Here is a 15,561-nt window from a genome sequence, read left to right as displayed (position 1 = left end):
TTTGAGGGCCGAACCCGAACCTGTCAACCCCGATGGCCCATGGCCTGCGAGATGCGGCGCCCCGCCTCGACGATGCGGCGGATCTGCTCGGCCGACGGCTGGGCCTCGATGTACTGGATCGAATCCACGATCCCGACCGTGCCGACCACGGCGTTGCTGACGTCCAGGATAGGCGCGGCCAGGGTGTTGATGCCGATCATCGCCTCGTTCGGGGCGACCGCCCATCCGCGCTCGCGGATCCGCTCCAGCTCGCGGTCCAGGGTCGAGGCGCTCACGACCGTGTGGGGCGTCAGCATGTCGAGGCGCGAGCGCAGCACCCGCGACCGCAGCTCCGGAGGGCCGAAGGCCAGCGCCACCTTGCCCTGGGCCGAGCCGTGGAAAGACAGCAGCGACCCCTGCCGAACCCCGATCTCGATGGCGGATTTGCCTGAGATCGTCTTGAGGACGCGGACGCCTTCGACGTCCATCTGCGACACGACCGAGAAATGCCCGAGACTGTCGCGCAGCTCCAGCAGGGCGCTCGTGGCCGCATGGGCGAGATCGAGGTCCTCGCTGACCGCGCGGCCCAGGGTCACCAGCCGCGGCCCGACCAGGTAGCGTTCGGTCTCGGGCGCCTGGCCCACATAGCCCTCCTGCACGAGCGTGCGCAGGTGACGGTGGATGCGGCTCTTCGTCGTCCCGAGCTCCTGCGCCAGCGTGGTGACGCCCAGCGGCTTTCCCGCTTGGGCGAGGGTCTCGAGGATCCGCAGCACGAGCACGACCGACTGGACGCCCTCCCCCGCCGCGCCGCTGATCTTGGGCATGGATGCGCTCCCATTGACCGGACCGGGCGCCCCGCGGGCCTGCGCGAGGACGCGTCCCGCTCGAAAAAGGCTTGACAGCCCACGGCAGGTTGCCGGTATCGTTCTGAAAAATGAGATGATGTTCTACTAGTCAGAACATACTAGGGAAGAGGCCCAGCCCATGTCAACCGGCTCCGGAGAGGCGAAGCGGTCCTTTCGCCAGCGATTCCAGGACGGCGAGGTCCTGCTCGGGACCTTCATCAAGACCCCGACCAGCCACGCGATCGAGATCCTGGGCGGGCTCGGCTTCGACTTCGTCGTCATCGACGAGGAGCACGCGCCTTTCGACCGGGTGACGATCGACGTCGGGCTGCTGGCCGCCCGGGCGTCCGGGACGGCCGGCATCGTCCGGGTGGCGGAGCCGACCCCCGCCAAGCTCCTCGCGGTCCTCGACGACGGAGCCGCCGGCGTCCTCGTCCCCCATGTCTCCAGCGTCGAGAAGGCCAGGGACGTCGTCGCGTCCTGCCGCTATCGCGGCGGCAGGCGCGGGTTCTCGAACTCGCCGCGGGCCGGCGGCTACGGGACGCTCGGCGTCTGGGACCATGTCGACCAGGCCGACGCCTCCGTCACGGTGATCGCCATGATCGAGGACCCGGAGGCCCTGGACGACATCGACGCGATCGTGGCGGTCGACGGGCTCGACGGCTTCTTCATCGGACGGGGCGACCTCACGGTCGCTCTGGGCGCCACGGGCCTCGCCGATCCGAAGGTGCGCGCCGCCGCCGAAAAGATCCTGGCGGCCGCGCGCCGGGTCGGCAAGCCGGTCTGCCTGATGGTGGCCGACGCCGCCGAAGCCAACGACTGGCGCGCGCTGGGCGCCAACGCCTTCATCGTCTCGTCGGACCAGGGCTTCATGCGCCAGGCCGCGGCCCGCACGCGCTCCGACTTCGCCGCGCTGGGCGCCCCCCAACCCAACCGCCAAGCAAGGAACCCGTCATGACCGAACCCTCCTCCAGCGGAGCCATGGACCAGCGGATCGAGAATCTGCTCGTCGGCGCCATCGATCCGCACGTCCATAGCGGCCCGTCCATCGCGCCGCGCAGCGTCGATCACCTCGAACTCGCCCGGGAGGCCTCGGACGTCGGCTTCGCCGCCATCGTCACCAAGGACCACGACTACTCCGGCGTGATGACCGCGGCCCTGATCGCGCGCCATCATCCCGAACTGAAGACCAAGGTCTATTCCGGCATCGCGCTCAACAATGTCGTGGGCGGCCTCAACCCCTATGCGGTCGAGCACACGGCCGCGATGGGAGGCAAGATCGTCTGGATGCCGACGCTCTCGGCCGAGAACCACTTCCGGTGGGAAAGGGAATCCGGCCGCGCCCACCCGGCGTCCACGTCCAAGATCCGGCCGGCCTCCGTGGTGCCCGTGCTGAACGACGACAAGACCGTGCGGGACGACGCCAAGGAGATCCTCGACGTCCTCGCCCGCACCGGAATGGCGCTGGCCAGCGGGCACCTGCATGTGAGCGAGACCTGGATCGTCTTCGACGAGGCCCGCAAGCGCGGCGTCCAGCGGCTGATCTTCACGCATCCCGAGGACATCGTCGACGCCAGCCTGAACGACGTGAAGGGCATCGCCGCCATGGGCGCCATGGTCGAGCATTCGCTCTGCATGTTCCTGGAGGGCAACAAGTTTCAGAGCTGCGCGCCCGAGGACCTCAAGAAGCACATCGATGCGGCCGGCGTGGACAACACCATGCTGTGCTCGGACCTGGGCCAAACCGGCAATATCAGCCCGGTGGAGGGCATGCGCCGCGGCGTGAAGCTCTGCCTCGATCTCGGCTACGCGGACGAGGACATCCGCAAGATGGTGTCCCTCAACGCCGCCAAGGTCCTGGGGCTCGAAGGCGACCTGCCGTCGCGGGCTCACTGAGAGCGTGCACAAAGGCGCCGCGCCGGGCCGTCCGGCGGGCGCAGGCAGACCCAACCGACGAGGTATCTCCATGGCGCAGCCCCGCAAAGTCGTCATCACCTGCGCGGTGACGGGCTCCATCCACACGCCGTCGATGTCGCCCCACCTGCCCATCACCGCCGAGGAGATCGCCGAGGCGGCCATCGGCGCGGCGCAGGCCGGCGCCGCGGTCGTCCACCTACATGCGCGCGACCCGCAGGACGGCCGGCCGGACCAGTCTCCCGAGCGGTTCGCCCCGTTCCTGAAGGTCATCAAGCAGCGCTCGAACGTGGTGGTGAACATCACCACCGGCGGCGCGCCGACCATGTCGGTCGAGGAACGTCTGCGGCCGGTCGCGACCTTCAAGCCCGAAGTCGCGTCCCTCAACATGGGATCGATGAAGGCCTCTTCCCCATGCTGGACCGCTTCAAGGAGTTCCGGCACGAGTGGGAGCGGCCCTATCTGGAGGGCTCGAAGGAGCGCATCTTCAAGAACACCTTCGCCGACATCGAGATGATCCTGCGCACCTGCGCGGACAACGGCACCCGCTTCGAGATCGAGTGCTACGACATCGGCCACCTCTACACGCTGGCCCATTTCGTCGACCGCGGCCTCGTCAAGCCGCCCTTCTTCGTCCAGAGCGTATTCGGCATCCTGGGCGGCATCGGCACGCATCCCGAGGACGTCATGCATATGCGCCGAACCGCCGACCGGCTGTTCGGCGACGCCTATCGCTGGTCGGTGCTGGGGGCTGGGCGCAACCAGTTCGCCATCGCGGCGCAGGCGGCCGCCATGGGCGGCAACGTCCGCGTCGGGCTGGAGGATTCCATCTGGATCGGACCGGGCCGGCTGGCGCAGTCCAACGCCGAGCAGGTGACGCGCGCGCGCCAGATCATCGAGGGCCTGGGCCTGGAGATCGCCTCCCCCGACGACGCCCGCGAGATCCTGCAGCTGAAGGGCGGCGACCGGGTCGCGTTCTGACATGCGGGCTCTCATCGTCTACGCCCATCCCGAGCCGACCTCCTTCAACGCCGCGCTCCGCGACGCCGCGGTGGCGGCGATCCGGGCCGCGGGGCACGAGGCCGAGGTCTCCGATCTCTATGGAGAAGGCTTCAATCCCGTCGCCGGCCGGCACGACTTCACCTCCGTGGCGGATCCGGACCGGTTCCACTATCAGGCCGAGCAGGAACTCGCCGCCCGTACGGGCGGCTTTGCGCCGGACATCCGGCGCGAGCAGGAGCGCGTGCGCGCCGCCGACGTGCTCATCCTGCAGTTCCCGCTTTGGTGGGGAGCGCCGCCGGCGATCCTGAAAGGCTGGTTTGAGCGCGTGCTCGCCTATGGGTTCGCCTATGTGGACGGGCGACGCTTCGAGACCGGCCTCTTCCAGGGCCGCCGGGCCCTGTTCTCGGTCACGACCGGCGGCACGCCCGAACGCTTCTCGCCGGAGGGCGTCTATGGCGAGATCGGCCAGGTGCTCTATCCGGTGGAGCGGCTGCTGCTCCAATACATGGGATACGAGGTCCTTCCGCCCTTCGTGGCCTACGCGGCGCCGCGCGTCGCCGACGCCGAGCGCGAGGCCTATCTGCGCGCCTGGGCCGACACGGTGACGGCCGCGGTCGGCACCCCTGTCCGGCGCACAGAACTGGATGCGCAGGCCAGCCTCAGCGGGGTCGGGGCCGCCGCGTGGGGCCGCAAGGTCTAGCGCGCCTCGCGCGGCCGCAGGTGCAGCCGCATCAGGATGTCCTGGTTGTGGTTGCCGAAGCCGCGCCCGAAGATGTTGACGCCGCCGGGATGCGACGCGCTCGGCTCGATGCCGACGCGCAGGCGGATCGAGTGGTGGTCGGAGAGGGACAGGTCGGCCAGCGACACGTCCGAGAGCTTCTCGTCATTCATGAAGGACCCTGAGGGCGTGATGCGCCAACGGGTCAGCACGCCATATTGCGAGCCTTCGAGCTTCCACCAGCGCGGCGTCAGGGCGCCGCGGCGGTCGCCATAGTCGCCCGGGCAGGTCCAGGTGCCGGCCTTCACGCCGTTCACCCACAAGCTGATGTCGGACGGCCAATTCGTGTTGGTGCCCGGCACCTCGGACGACAGCTCCATCTGGAACTCGATCTCGGCGAGGTCGGCCTTCAGCACCTTGGCGTTGTTCGGGAATTTGTATTCCACGAAGCCCCGCCCGAACCAGATCAGCGCCGCCTGCACGCGGCAGGGATCGAGGAAGAGGTCCGGCACGTCCAGCACGCCCATGATGCTCTGGGTGGAGCACATGCCGCAGGGCGCGGAGACGTCGTAGCTGGTGTAGAGGCCGAGCGGCATCTCCACCTCGATGACGTTCTTTTCGCGGCTGGGGTCGTCGGCGTCGAGGCGCACGACGATCTCGTCGAAGCGCGCCGAGCAGATCTTCTGCTGCCCCTTCGCGGCCTTGACCACGTCGGTGAGGATCAGCTCGGCGTCTTCGAGGATCTGGATGTTGGTCGCAATGGTGGACTGCGGCAGCCCCAGCTTCTCGGCAATCTGGTTGACGTTCAGCGCTCCGCTGCGGCGCAGCAGCCGCAGGATGCGGACGCGCACCGGCGAGGCCAGTCCGCGGATCACGTCGAACTGGCGCTCGGGGTTCACGACGAGAAAGCTTCGCCCCGCGGCCTCGCGCGCGTCGTCGCCGGTTTTCGGTTTTGCGACGGGCTGGCTCGAGCCCGTCGCGGTCTTTGCGCCCTTGCGGTCCAGCATGTCGCGCTCCTCGCCGAACCGGCTGGCGGCCGGCGGCGTCAGTTGGCCGTCAGGTGAACGACGTTCCAGGACGCCGGCTTCAGCGTCGCGCGGATTCGCCCGCCGTCCACCACGACGCCCGACAGCGCCGTCGGGGCGACGCGATCAGGCGCGTTCTTGTCGTTGATCGCGCTGAGATCGTCGTGCCGCAATTCGAGGGCCTCGCCGACCGCGAGCCGGCCGAAGCCGCGCACGTCGATGCTCACTTCCATCTCCTGCGCGATGTCGCGGTTGAGCAGGAACAGCGACAGCCCGCCGTCCTCGTTGGCCACGGCCGAGAGCTTCAGGTAGGCCACGTTGGTGACCGGGTAGGACACCTCCTGCGACCCGCGCGGGTCGTAGTATTCGGAGTCGTAGCTCTCGCTTTCGACCTGGGCGCGCAGCACCTTGCCGCGGCCGAACTTCGACATCTGCGCGAAGGGGTGGAAGATGGTCTGGCGCCAGGCCGGGCCGCCGGTCTCGGTCATGATCGGCGCGATCACGTTGACGAGCTGCGCCAGGCAGGCCGACTTCACGCGGTCGGCGTGGTTGAGGAGGGAGATGCAGGCGCCGCCGAAGGCGAGCGCGTCCTCCATCGTGTAGATCTCCTCCAGGATCGGCGGCGCCACCGGCCAGCCTTCCTTCACCCGATCCTGACGCTTGCGGCGGGTCCGGTACCAGACGTTCCACTCGTCGAAGCTCAGCATCATGCGCTTGGTGGAGCGCCGGCGCGCCGCGACGCCGTCCGCGATGGCCACGACTTCGTCGATGAAGTTGTCCATCAGGTCCGGCGAGGCCAGGAAGGACGCCGTGTCCTCCTTGTAGTTGTTGAGATAGGTGTGCAGCGAGATGAACTCGGCGTGGTCGAAGGTGTGCTCGAGCACCTCGTCTTCCCAGCGTCCGTAAGTCGGCATGTTGCGCGCCGAGGAGCCGCAGGCGGCGAGCTCGATGGTGGGGTCGATCCAGCGCATCATCTTGGCCGCTTCCTTGGCGACCATGCCGTATTGCGTGGCGGTCTTGTATTCCATCTGCCAGGGGCCATCCATCTCGTTGCCCAGGCACCAGAACTTCACGGCGTGCGGCTGCTCCCAGCCGTGCTGCTTGCGCAGGTCGGACCAGTAGGTGCCTCCCGGATGGTTGCAGTACTCGACGAGGTTTCGCGCCGCGTCGCCGCCGCGCGTGCCGAGGTTCACGGCCATCATGGGCTCGACCTCGGCGGCCTTGCACCAGTCCATGAACTCGTTGGTGCCGAAGGTGTTCGGCTCGGTCGAGAACCAGGCGAGATCCAGCCGCGCCGGGCGCTGCTCGACCGGGCCGACGCCGTCCTCCCAGTTGTAGCCCGAAACGAAGTTACCCCCGGGGTAACGCATGATGGTGGGGCCGAGTTCGCGCACGAGGTCCAGCACGTCGCGGCGAAAGCCCTTCTCGTCCGCGGTGGCGTGGCCGGGCTCGTAGATGCCGCCATAGACGCAGCGCCCGAGATGCTCGACGAAGGCGCCGAACAGGCGCGGGTCGGTCTGCCCGATCGCGAAATCGCGATCCATAAGGACGGTGGCTTTTCTCATCGTGGTCTCCCGGGAGGGGTTCTGAGTTTCAGGATGCGAGCGCCCGCGGCGAGTCGGGCGTCAGCACCGCCTCGCGCAGCTGGCGTGAATAGGGGTGCTGAGGGGCGGCCAGCACGGCGCGGGCGTCGCCCGCCTCCACGACTTCGCCCTTCTGCATGATGATGATGCGGTCGCTGATCGAGTACGCAGTGGCGAGATCATGCGTGATGTAGATGATCGAGATGCCGAGATCGTCTCGCAGCGCCTTGAACAGGTTCACGATCGCCATCCGCAGCGAGGCGTCCACCATCGACACCGGCTCGTCGGCCACGATCAGCTTCGGGTTGGACAGCAGCGCCCGCGCGATAGCGACGCGTTGCAGCTGGCCGCCCGAGAGCTCGTGCGGAAAGCGGCCCTTGGCCTCCGCCAGCGACAGGCCGACCTTGCGCAGCGCCTCGTCGGCCAGCCGCTCGGCCTCCGCCTGGTCTCGCGCTGCGCCGAAGCGGCGGGCCGTGAGGAAGAGGTAGCGGTCGAGCTGCTTCAGCGGGTTGAAGGCCTCGAACGGGTTCTGGAAGATCGGCTGCACGGCGTGCATGAACCGCATCCGGTCGGCCTTGCCGTTGAGCGCGCCGACGTCGAGCCCGTCGAACTGCAGGCTGCCGCCCGTCGGGCGCTCGATGCCGAGGATCATGCGGGCGGTGGTGGACTTGCCGCTCCCGGACTCGCCGATGATCGTGAAGATCTCGGGCCTGTCGGCCGCGATCGAAAAGGACAGGTCCTTCACGGCCTCGATCCGGCGTCGGCTGAAGAAGCCGCCGCGCGAGAAGGTCTTGGACACGTGGTCCAGCCGGAGCAGCGCCTCGCTCATGCGGCCGCTCCCGGGTTGACGGCGTGGCAGGCGACCCGGTGGCCGGGAAGGCTCTCCACCATGGGCGGGACCTGCCGGGCGCAGACCTCCATGGCGAGCGGGCAGCGCGGGTGGAAGCGGCAGCCGGTGGGCGGGTCGGCCAAATTGGGCGGGCTGCCCTCCAGGCTCTTGCGCGGGGTGTCGTCGCCGATGCGGGGCAGGCTGCCGATGAGGTAGATCGTGTAGGGGTGCAGCGGCCGGGAGAAGATCTCCGGCGTCGGCGCCTCCTCGACGAGCCGGCCGCCATACATGATGCCGAGCCGGTCGGTGAGATGCGCGTGCACGCCCATGTCGTGCGTGACGAACAGCACCGAGGAGCCCATCTCCTGCTGGATGCCGCGGATCATGCCGAGCACGTCCTTCTGGACGATGACGTCCAGCGCGGTCGTGGGCTCGTCCGCGATGATGAAGTCGGGCTTGCAGATGGTCGCGAGCGCGATGGTGACGCGCTGGCGCATGCCGCCCGAGAGCTCGTGCGGATAGGCGCGCAGCACCGCCGGATCCAGCCTCACCCGCGCCAGATGCGCGACGACGCGCTCCTCGAACTGCTTGCGCGAGCCGCCGAGGTGCCGCCAGGCGAAGTCCTGGAAGGTGCTGATCACCCGGCGCATCGGGTTCAGCACGTTCATGGAGCCTTGCATCACATAGGAGAGGTGGCGCCAGCGCACCCGCTCCACCTCGGCCGGGGGCGCGGCGTGCAGGCCCGGATAGCCCGGCATGAAGCTGAACCGAACGCTCCCGCCCACCACCTGCAAAGGCGGCTTGATCGCGCCCGCGATGGTCTTGATCAGCGTGGTCTTGCCGGAGCTGGATTCGCCCGCAAGCCCATAGATCTCGTTGCGGCGCACGTCGAAGGTCACGCCGTCCACGGCGCGGACCTCGCGGCTCACGCCGAAATGCTGCGTCCGGAAATGGGCCTGGATGTCTTCCACGCGCAGTACGGGGTCGCGATCCGGCGCGGCGCCTGAAACGGGCGTCGTCGGGGAGTGGAGGGCGACGGGACCGCTCATCGGGCGCCTCCGCCCATGCGGCTCAGCCGGCTGCGCGGATCGATATACTCGTTCATCGACACGGCCAGCAGGAACAGGCCCACGAAGGCCATGATCACCACCGCGATCGGAAAGGCGATCCACCACCAGACCCCGGCCACGATGGCGGTGTGCTGGTTGGCCCAGTAGATCATGCCGCCGATCGTAGGCGTGTTGATGTCCGTGAAGCCCAGCACCGAGAGCGTCACCTCGAGGCCGATCGACCAGTTCATGTTGTTCATCGTGGTCGAGAACACGATGGGCATGACGTAGGGCAGGTGCTCGCGGGTCAGGATCTCGCGGGTGCTCATGCCCGAGAACACAGCCGTCTGGCTGAACTCCCGGGTCTTGAGGCTCATCGCGACAGCGCGGATCAGGCGCGCGTCATAGGCCCAGCCCAGCGTCGCCATGATCATGGCCAGCATCAGCCACGTCATGCTGTCGCGCATGACGAAGTAGAACAGCACCAGGATGGGAAAGAGCGGAATGACGATGAAGGTGTCGTTCAGCGCCATCAGGGCCCGGTCGATCCAGCCGCCCTTGTAGCCGCTGAGCAACCCGATGACGAGCGACAGCACCCGGCTGATCGCCGCCACAGTGAGGCCGAACAACAGCGTGTTGCGGATGGCGACGCAGACCTGCCAGAACACGTCCTGTCCGCGCGAGGTGGTGCCGAACCAGTAGGCGGTCGAGGGCGGAACGTCAGGCGGGACGACATAGACGTCCCCCGGCGGATAGGGCGAGAACACGGACAGGACCGAGAGCCCGACCACGATCCCGACCAGGATGATCCCGATCCGGAATTCGAGATTGTATTTGAGGAGGTCGCGCAGGATCGCCAGCATCAGGTCGCCTGCACGCGTGGGTCGAGGAGCGGGTAGAGCAGGTCGATGGCCAGCACGCCGGCCGACACGCCCAGGATGGAGATCGTGGTGACGCCGAGCACGAGCCCGTAGTCGCCGGCGTAGACCGCGTCCACCAGCAGCGTGCCGACGCCCGGATAGCCGAACACCTTCTCGGTGATGATGGCGCCGTTGAAGATGCCGCCGAGCGACATCGCGAGCCCGGTCACCTGCGGCCCCAGCGCGTTGCGCATCACATAGGAGCCGAGGATGCGCCGACGGTTCACACCGCCGAGTTCGGCGAACTGCACGTAGTCCTCGGTGACGATGTTGGACACCAGCGAGCGCATGCCCAGGAACCAGCTGCCGACCCCGATCAGGATCAGCGACAGCGCGGGAAGGATGGAGTGCTTCAGCACGCTGCCGATGAAGGCCAGCGTCCAGCCCTGCGGCAGGTTCATGGCCGAGCCGCCCGTGATCGGCAGCACCGGCCACAGGAAGCCGAACACGATCAGGAGCATGAGGGCGACGATGTAATAGGGGATCGGGTGCAGCCCCATCGCGACCACGCCCATGAGCTTGAAGGAGCGGCTGCGCTGGTAATAGCCGGCGAGCCCGCCCAGCAGGTTGCCCAGCGCCCAGGTGACCAGCGTCGACACCACCAGCAACCCCACCGTCCAGGGGAGAGCGCGGCCGATCAGGGCCGAGACCGGCGTCGGGAAGGCCGACATCGACGGGCCGAAATCAGCCCGCAGGATGCGCGACCAGAAGGTGAGGTACTGCTCCCGCCACGTGCCGCCGACGCCGTAGAGCTCCTTGAGCGACTGGCGCATCTGCTCGATCGCTTCTGGCGCCGTGTTGCCGAAGGAGGTCACGGCCGAGATCGACTGCTCGACCGGATCGATGGGCGTGGCGTGCGTGACCACATAGGCGATGTTCACGCCGATGAAGACGACCAGCACGAATTGCCCGAGCCGCTTGGCCAGATATGCGAGGTAACCGCTCATGGGCCTTCCGGGATGCGGGGGGCGTTCGGGCGGCGAAGGGGTCGCCGCCCGTCTCCGGACGTTGTGGAGGCGCTGTGCGCCTTACTTGCCGGTCGGCTTGAGCTTCACGAACATGTAGCGCGAGTTGCCCCAGTTCGTGACCGGGTTGGCGTAGGGGTTCTCGGCGGTCGGGAAGCCGGTCCAGTAGGTCTGGTCCATCGCGGTGAAGACGTTGTAGGCCATCAGCGGAATGGTCGGCATCTCGCGCGCGGCGAGCTTCACGTAGTCCTTGCCGAGCTCGATCGCCTTCGGGTCGTCGAAGTCGATCGTGCGCGTCTGCTCGATGATCTTATCGAGTTCGGGGCTCGACCAGCGCTGCCAGTTGCGCAGCGGCTGCGGCTTGCCCGGCTCGGCGACGAACTGCGAATGCCAGCTGTCCATGAAGTAGGACAGGTCCTGGTGTCCGCCCCAGGTCTCGACGCTCCAGCCGATGAAGGTGTCGAAGTCGCCCGCTCCGCGCCGCGTCAGCAGCGTGCCCTGAGCGACGTCGATCTTGGCGTCGATGCCGGCCTGCTTCCATTGCTGCGCGATCATGCTGCCGGCGCGGGTCATGACCGGCCGGAGGTCGCCCTCCACCATGACGCGGATCGTGAACGGCTTGCCCTCAGGCGTCTGCCACTGGCCGCCGACCTTCTTGTAGCCGGCCTTCTCGAGCAGTTCCTGCGCGGCCTGCGGGTTGGTCTTCCACCAGCCCATGCCGAAGGCCTTGGCGATCTCCTTGGGGTCCTGCGGGATCTGCTCGCCCAGCGAGGGGCGCAGCATGTCGGCGATCTGCTTGCCGACGGTCGGGTCGTAGGGCTTGAACTTCTGCTTGCCGGTGTCGACCTCGAAATCCTTGAGCCAGGCCTCCATGGGCTGGTGATAGGCTTCGGGATGCTTGCCGGTCGGCGGCACGCCGATGGCCGAGATCGTCGCCGCTCCGCGATAGGCCGCCATCGCGACGGCCTTGATGTCGATCAGCAGCGCCAGCGCCCAGCGCACGTCCTTGTTCTTGAAGTTCTCGTTCTGGGTGTTGAACACCAGCGCCGGCAGGGTCGGATCCGGGTGGCCATAAGGGAAGCCCTTGAACCAGGCCGTGGTGGTCTTGCTCTGCTTGGCCAGCGTGAACATGCCCTCGGGGGCGATGTCGTGAATGACGTCGAGCTCATGGTTGAGCTGAGCGATCACGCGCTTGTCGGGCGGGCCCGGGTCCACATAGGCGAGATATTTCGGCCCGGGCTTGCCGAAGCGGCCCAGCGAGGTGCGCTGCCAGTCGTCGCGCAGCTGCCAGATGTACCACTTGCCGTCGGGGTCGAAGCTGTTGAGCGTGTAGGCGCCCAGCGACACCGGCTTGTTGAAGTCGAACTTCAACGGGTCGGCGACCTTGTCGAAGACATGCTTCGGCATGATCCAAATGCCGGCCCAGCGCACCGTGAAGTTGGTGTGGAAGCGGGAATTCGGCTTCTTCAGCTTGAAGATGACGGTGCTGCTGTCCGGCGTCTCCATGCTGGCGACGTTGTTGGCCAGCACGGCGCTGAAGCGCATGTTGGGATTCTTGATCTGGGTCTCGACGGTGCCGACCACGTCGGCGGCCGAGAACTCCACGCCGTCGCTCCAGAAGATGCCCTTGCGCAGCTTCACGGTCATTTCGGTGAAGTCGGCGTTGTATTTGGGCTTCTCGGACGCCAGCGAGTTGTCCCACACCCCATCGATCCCGCTTTCCGGGTCGATATACCAGAGCGTATCCAGCGCGGCCTGCTGTAGTCCGTTGGACTGACTGCCTGCATTGATGGCCCAGATGTTGAACCAGCCGGCGTTCTTGATCGTCCCCTCAGGATTTTCGAGGATCAGCGTCTCGTTTCTCGGAATATTCTGGGGAATGCCCTGAGAATAAGCGGCGGATGTGAGACCGAGAAGACTTGGCCCGATGGCGCATGCTGCCAACAGCCATGCACGAGTTGTGCGGCTCATCTGATCCTCCCTGATGCGGCGCTTTGTGTCAGCGTTCGCTTATCTCAGGAGCATAGATCGCGCCCGGCCCATCAACAACCAGCTTTCGGATGTGTATCCGAAGGTTCGATATGATGAGCCCGGGCCCGCAACCGCGGCTCCGCTCGTCGGCCGCGCCCTGGTTCAGGTTGCCGCCTCGATCACATGGGCTTTCAGGGGACCGGACAGCGGGCCGCTTCCGAAGCGCTTCTCCAGCGCCGCCGCGGCGGCCCGGGTCGCCCGGTCGAGCCCCTGCGGGTCGCGCGCCTCGATCTCGCCGCGCAGCGGCGTGCCCTGGCAAAACGCGGTGGCGACGGTGAAGGGCGCGTCTGCGGGGCCTTCCTGCGCCAGCGTCGTGATCTCGACGGCGGAGAAGCCGGCGGCCTCGACGTCGCGGCGGATCAGGTCCACGTCGTGATAGCCATGCGGCGTACGGGCCATGAAGCGGGGCGGGTCGTCCGGATAGAGCTCCCCGAGCGCGTCCTGGACCACCAGGGCGAAATCGTTCTCCTCGATGCGGTCCCACACGTTGAAGATGAAGCGGCCGCCCGGCTTGAGAAGCCTGCGCGCCTCGCGATAGCCCGCGACCCGATCGCCGAAGAACATGGCGCCGAACTGGCACAGGACGACGTCGAACGAGGCGTCCTCGAAAGGCAGGCTCAAGGCGTTGGCCTCGATCCATGTGAGGCGGCCATCCCCCTCCTGCCGACGCTGCGCGCGGTCCAGCATCGGCTTGTTCAGGTCCGTCACCACATAGCGCGCGTCGGGCCCGAGCTTCGGCGCCAGAGCGCGCGTCACCGCCCCGCTGCCGGCTGCTGTCTCCAGGACGGCGCCGGGCGACAGGGCCGCGACCCTTCGGGCCAGATCCTCGGCATAGGGCTCGAAGATCAGGGGGACCATCAGGCGGTCATAGACCTCAGCGATCGACCCTGAGAAGTTCCGGTCGGTCTGTGTCATCCGAACTCTCGGCGGCAAGGATGAAGGCCGGATCAGAATAGACCGATCCGCCGAAATTGCACGCCGCGCGGGCGGGCCGGGGCCGGGACGGGAGGGGCGCGGGCGAAGAGCGGCCCATGGCGGCCGCCCTTCGCTGCGTCGCGATCGTCGGACGCCTGATCCGTCGTAGGCCATGGCGCGGAGTTGCGGCCTGGGCCGACCGGCGCGACCATGCGTGGCGCGAGCCCGGCGGCGGCCCGCGCCGGCCCACCTGAGGGGACGACATGAGCGAGACCTCGGTCATGACGGCCATGACGCTCGACAGGGCCAGGTCTCCCTTGAGCCTCGAGCGCCGGCCCTGCCCGCGTCCCGGCCCGGGCGAGATCCTGATCGCCGTGGAGGCGTGCGGCGTCTGCCGGACCGACCTGCACATCGTCGACGGCGAGCTCGGCTCTCCCCGGCTGCCTCTCGTCCCCGGCCACGAGGTGGTGGGCCGGGTGGCCGCACTCGGGGAAGGCGTGGCGGGGCGCGCGCTCGGCGAGAGGGTCGGCGCGCCATGGCTCGGCCACAGCTGCGGCCGGTGCCCCTATTGCCGGACGGACCGGGAGAACCTCTGCGACGCGCCCCAGTTCAACGGCTACACGCGGGACGGAGGCTACGCGACCCACATGGTCGCGGCCGCCGACTTCGTCCTGCCTCTGGACGGCGAGGCCGATCCGGTCGCGCTGGCCCCGCTCCTCTGCGCGGGGCTGATCGGATGGCGGTGCCTCGTCAAGGCGGGCGAGGCGCGCCGCGTCGGGCTCTACGGCTTCGGCGCCGCCGCCCACATCCTCTGCCAGATCTGCAGGGCCCAGGGACGGGAGGTCTACGCCTTCACGCGGCCGGGGGACGCGGCCGCCCAGGATTTCGCCCGCTCGCTCGGAGCCGCATGGGCCGGCGGGTCGGACGAGGCGCCGCCAGACCGCCTCGACGCCGCCATCCTTTTCGCGCCTGTCGGGGATCTCGTCCCCACGGCGCTCGCCCAGCTGCGCAAGGGCGGCCGGGTGGTCTGCGGGGGCATCCACATGAGCGACATTCCACGCTTTCCCTATGGCCTTCTCTGGGGCGAGCGCGAGATCGTGTCGGTGGCCAACCTGACGCGCCGCGACGCGGCCGCGTTCTTCCCCGCCGCCGCGCGGGCCGGGGTGACGACGTCGACGGTCCCCTACCCGCTCGGGGCCGCGAACGAGGCGCTCGCCGATCTTCGAAGCGGCCGCCTGAGCGGCGCCGCCGTTCTCGTGCCCTGAAGCCGACGTGTTGGAGGATCCCATGAGCGCATCCAAGCATCAGTTCATCGCCACTCACGGCGGCCTGGTCCTCGTCACCGACGGCCGCAAGTCGCTGCTGTTCCAGAACGCCGGAACCCCCGCGGCACCCAGACTGCAGCTGCTCGAGCAGCGCGACGCTCCGCCCAATCCTCCCACGCACAGCCAGGGGACGGACCGGCCGGGCCGCGTGGATCTGCACCAGGGCCGCCGTAGCGCGATGGACCAGACCGACTGGCACGACGCCGCCGAGCGGGCCTTCGCCGAAGAGGTGGCCAAGCGCACGGACGCGGCCATGAGCCAGCACGCGGCCCCGTCCCTGGTCATCTTCGCGCCGCCGCGCACCCTGTCGGCTCTGCGCGAGAGCCTGTCGCCGGCCACCCAGGCGGCGGTGGCCGGCGAAGCCGCGGTGGACCTCACCAAGCACACGGTGGCCGAGATCGAGAGCCGTCTCGCCATGCGAAAGTGATCCGTGGCCCCATCCTGGCGCTGGTCGCCGGGAG

At 68.2% G+C, this 15,561-nt stretch carries 14 protein-coding genes and 1 pseudogene; 6 read left to right on the top strand and 9 right to left on the bottom strand.

All coding sequences use genetic code 11. The features are described 5' to 3' along the window. Positions 1-23: 23 nt before the first annotated feature. Entirely contained in the window at positions 24-803 is a 780-nt protein-coding gene (locus tag ACYVO7_RS16110) for an IclR family transcriptional regulator (RefSeq protein WP_460450819.1), read from the bottom strand. 160 nt (positions 804-963) lie between these two features. Between ACYVO7_RS16110 and ACYVO7_RS16105 the strand changes: the two genes are divergently transcribed. The 4 genes and pseudogenes from ACYVO7_RS16105 to ACYVO7_RS16090 all read left to right on the top strand — a co-directional run bounded on the left by ACYVO7_RS16105 (position 964) and on the right by ACYVO7_RS16090 (position 4,440). Beyond that, positions 964-1,782 (top strand): HpcH/HpaI aldolase family protein, encoded by an 819-nt coding sequence (locus ACYVO7_RS16105; protein ID WP_460450818.1) that lies wholly within the window; start codon positions 964-966, stop codon positions 1,780-1,782. Beyond that, the gene (locus ACYVO7_RS16100; RefSeq protein ID WP_460450817.1) at positions 1,779-2,720 is read left to right on the top strand and encodes a DUF6282 family protein; all 942 of its coding nucleotides are present in this window, start codon (positions 1,779-1,781) and stop codon (positions 2,718-2,720) included. Before ACYVO7_RS16105 ends, ACYVO7_RS16100 begins: the two co-directional genes overlap by 4 nt. Before the next feature lie 70 nt (positions 2,721-2,790). Continuing rightward, positions 2,791-3,719: pseudogene (locus ACYVO7_RS16095) on the top strand (beta-keto acid cleavage family enzyme). A 1-nt stretch (position 3,720) separates the two neighbouring features. Further along, a complete protein-coding gene (locus ACYVO7_RS16090) occupies positions 3,721-4,440 on the top strand; it encodes an NAD(P)H-dependent oxidoreductase (RefSeq protein WP_460450816.1) in 720 nt (239 codons plus the stop codon). On the opposite strand, the gene ACYVO7_RS16085 is transcribed toward ACYVO7_RS16090, so the two are convergent. The 8 genes from ACYVO7_RS16085 to ACYVO7_RS16050 all read right to left on the bottom strand — a co-directional run bounded on the left by ACYVO7_RS16085 (position 4,437) and on the right by ACYVO7_RS16050 (position 13,775). Then, on the bottom strand, positions 4,437-5,465 hold the full coding sequence (locus ACYVO7_RS16085) for an ArsR/SmtB family transcription factor (RefSeq protein ID WP_460450815.1): 1,029 nt from the start codon (positions 5,463-5,465) through the stop codon (positions 4,437-4,439). The genes ACYVO7_RS16090 and ACYVO7_RS16085 overlap by 4 nt on opposite strands. A gap of 38 nt (positions 5,466-5,503) precedes the next feature. Next, positions 5,504-7,048 (bottom strand): arabinosylfuranosidase ArfA, encoded by a 1,545-nt coding sequence (gene arfA, locus ACYVO7_RS16080; RefSeq protein ID WP_460450814.1) that lies wholly within the window; start codon positions 7,046-7,048, stop codon positions 5,504-5,506. Positions 7,049-7,076: 28 nt separating this feature from the next. Then, on the bottom strand, positions 7,077-7,895 hold the full coding sequence (locus ACYVO7_RS16075; RefSeq protein WP_460450813.1) for an ABC transporter ATP-binding protein: 819 nt from the start codon (positions 7,893-7,895) through the stop codon (positions 7,077-7,079). Continuing rightward, positions 7,892-8,944 (bottom strand): ABC transporter ATP-binding protein, encoded by a 1,053-nt coding sequence (locus tag ACYVO7_RS16070; RefSeq protein WP_460450812.1) that lies wholly within the window; start codon positions 8,942-8,944, stop codon positions 7,892-7,894. The genes ACYVO7_RS16075 and ACYVO7_RS16070 overlap by 4 nt, the downstream gene beginning before the upstream one ends. Next, positions 8,941-9,807: an ABC transporter permease gene (locus tag ACYVO7_RS16065; RefSeq protein ID WP_460450811.1), complete on the bottom strand. Its 867-nt coding sequence runs from the start codon at positions 9,805-9,807 to the stop codon at positions 8,941-8,943. Before ACYVO7_RS16065 ends, ACYVO7_RS16070 begins: the two co-directional genes overlap by 4 nt. Next, a complete protein-coding gene (locus ACYVO7_RS16060; protein WP_460450810.1) occupies positions 9,807-10,811 on the bottom strand; it encodes an ABC transporter permease in 1,005 nt (334 codons plus the stop codon). The genes ACYVO7_RS16065 and ACYVO7_RS16060 overlap by 1 nt, the downstream gene beginning before the upstream one ends. A gap of 81 nt (positions 10,812-10,892) precedes the next feature. Further along, complete coding sequence (locus tag ACYVO7_RS16055; protein ID WP_460450809.1) at positions 10,893-12,800, bottom strand: ABC transporter substrate-binding protein; 1,908 nt, start codon at positions 12,798-12,800, stop codon at positions 10,893-10,895. Between the two features lie 162 nt (positions 12,801-12,962). Next, positions 12,963-13,775: a class I SAM-dependent methyltransferase gene (locus ACYVO7_RS16050; RefSeq protein WP_460450808.1), complete on the bottom strand. Its 813-nt coding sequence runs from the start codon at positions 13,773-13,775 to the stop codon at positions 12,963-12,965. A gap of 281 nt (positions 13,776-14,056) precedes the next feature. Between ACYVO7_RS16050 and ACYVO7_RS16045 the strand changes: the two genes are divergently transcribed. Next, positions 14,057-15,040 (top strand): zinc-dependent alcohol dehydrogenase family protein, encoded by a 984-nt coding sequence (locus ACYVO7_RS16045; protein WP_460450900.1) that lies wholly within the window; start codon positions 14,057-14,059, stop codon positions 15,038-15,040. A 22-nt stretch (positions 15,041-15,062) separates the two neighbouring features. Further along, complete coding sequence (locus tag ACYVO7_RS16040; RefSeq protein WP_460450807.1) at positions 15,063-15,527, top strand: host attachment protein; 465 nt, start codon at positions 15,063-15,065, stop codon at positions 15,525-15,527. Positions 15,528-15,561 lie beyond the last annotated feature (34 nt).

It is taken from the genome of Alsobacter sp. SYSU BS001988 (assembly GCF_054796215.1).
This window is presented reverse-complemented; position numbering and strand designations above follow the sequence as displayed.

Coding starts and splice junctions, on each gene's coding strand:
- ACYVO7_RS16110 (WP_460450819.1), bottom strand. CDS start 803: ATGCCCAAGATCAGCGGCGCGGCGGGGGAGGGCGTCCAGTCGGTCGTG.
- ACYVO7_RS16105 (WP_460450818.1), top strand. CDS start 964: ATGTCAACCGGCTCCGGAGAGGCGAAGCGGTCCTTTCGCCAGCGATTC.
- ACYVO7_RS16100 (WP_460450817.1), top strand. CDS start 1,779: ATGACCGAACCCTCCTCCAGCGGAGCCATGGACCAGCGGATCGAGAAT.
- ACYVO7_RS16090 (WP_460450816.1), top strand. CDS start 3,721: ATGCGGGCTCTCATCGTCTACGCCCATCCCGAGCCGACCTCCTTCAAC.
- ACYVO7_RS16085 (WP_460450815.1), bottom strand. CDS start 5,465: ATGCTGGACCGCAAGGGCGCAAAGACCGCGACGGGCTCGAGCCAGCCC.
- arfA (WP_460450814.1), bottom strand. CDS start 7,048: ATGAGAAAAGCCACCGTCCTTATGGATCGCGATTTCGCGATCGGGCAG.
- ACYVO7_RS16075 (WP_460450813.1), bottom strand. CDS start 7,895: ATGAGCGAGGCGCTGCTCCGGCTGGACCACGTGTCCAAGACCTTCTCG.
- ACYVO7_RS16070 (WP_460450812.1), bottom strand. CDS start 8,944: ATGAGCGGTCCCGTCGCCCTCCACTCCCCGACGACGCCCGTTTCAGGC.
- ACYVO7_RS16065 (WP_460450811.1), bottom strand. CDS start 9,807: ATGCTGGCGATCCTGCGCGACCTCCTCAAATACAATCTCGAATTCCGG.
- ACYVO7_RS16060 (WP_460450810.1), bottom strand. CDS start 10,811: ATGAGCGGTTACCTCGCATATCTGGCCAAGCGGCTCGGGCAATTCGTG.
- ACYVO7_RS16055 (WP_460450809.1), bottom strand. CDS start 12,800: ATGAGCCGCACAACTCGTGCATGGCTGTTGGCAGCATGCGCCATCGGG.
- ACYVO7_RS16050 (WP_460450808.1), bottom strand. CDS start 13,775: ATGACACAGACCGACCGGAACTTCTCAGGGTCGATCGCTGAGGTCTAT.
- ACYVO7_RS16045 (WP_460450900.1), top strand. CDS start 14,057: ATGACGGCCATGACGCTCGACAGGGCCAGGTCTCCCTTGAGCCTCGAG.
- ACYVO7_RS16040 (WP_460450807.1), top strand. CDS start 15,063: ATGAGCGCATCCAAGCATCAGTTCATCGCCACTCACGGCGGCCTGGTC.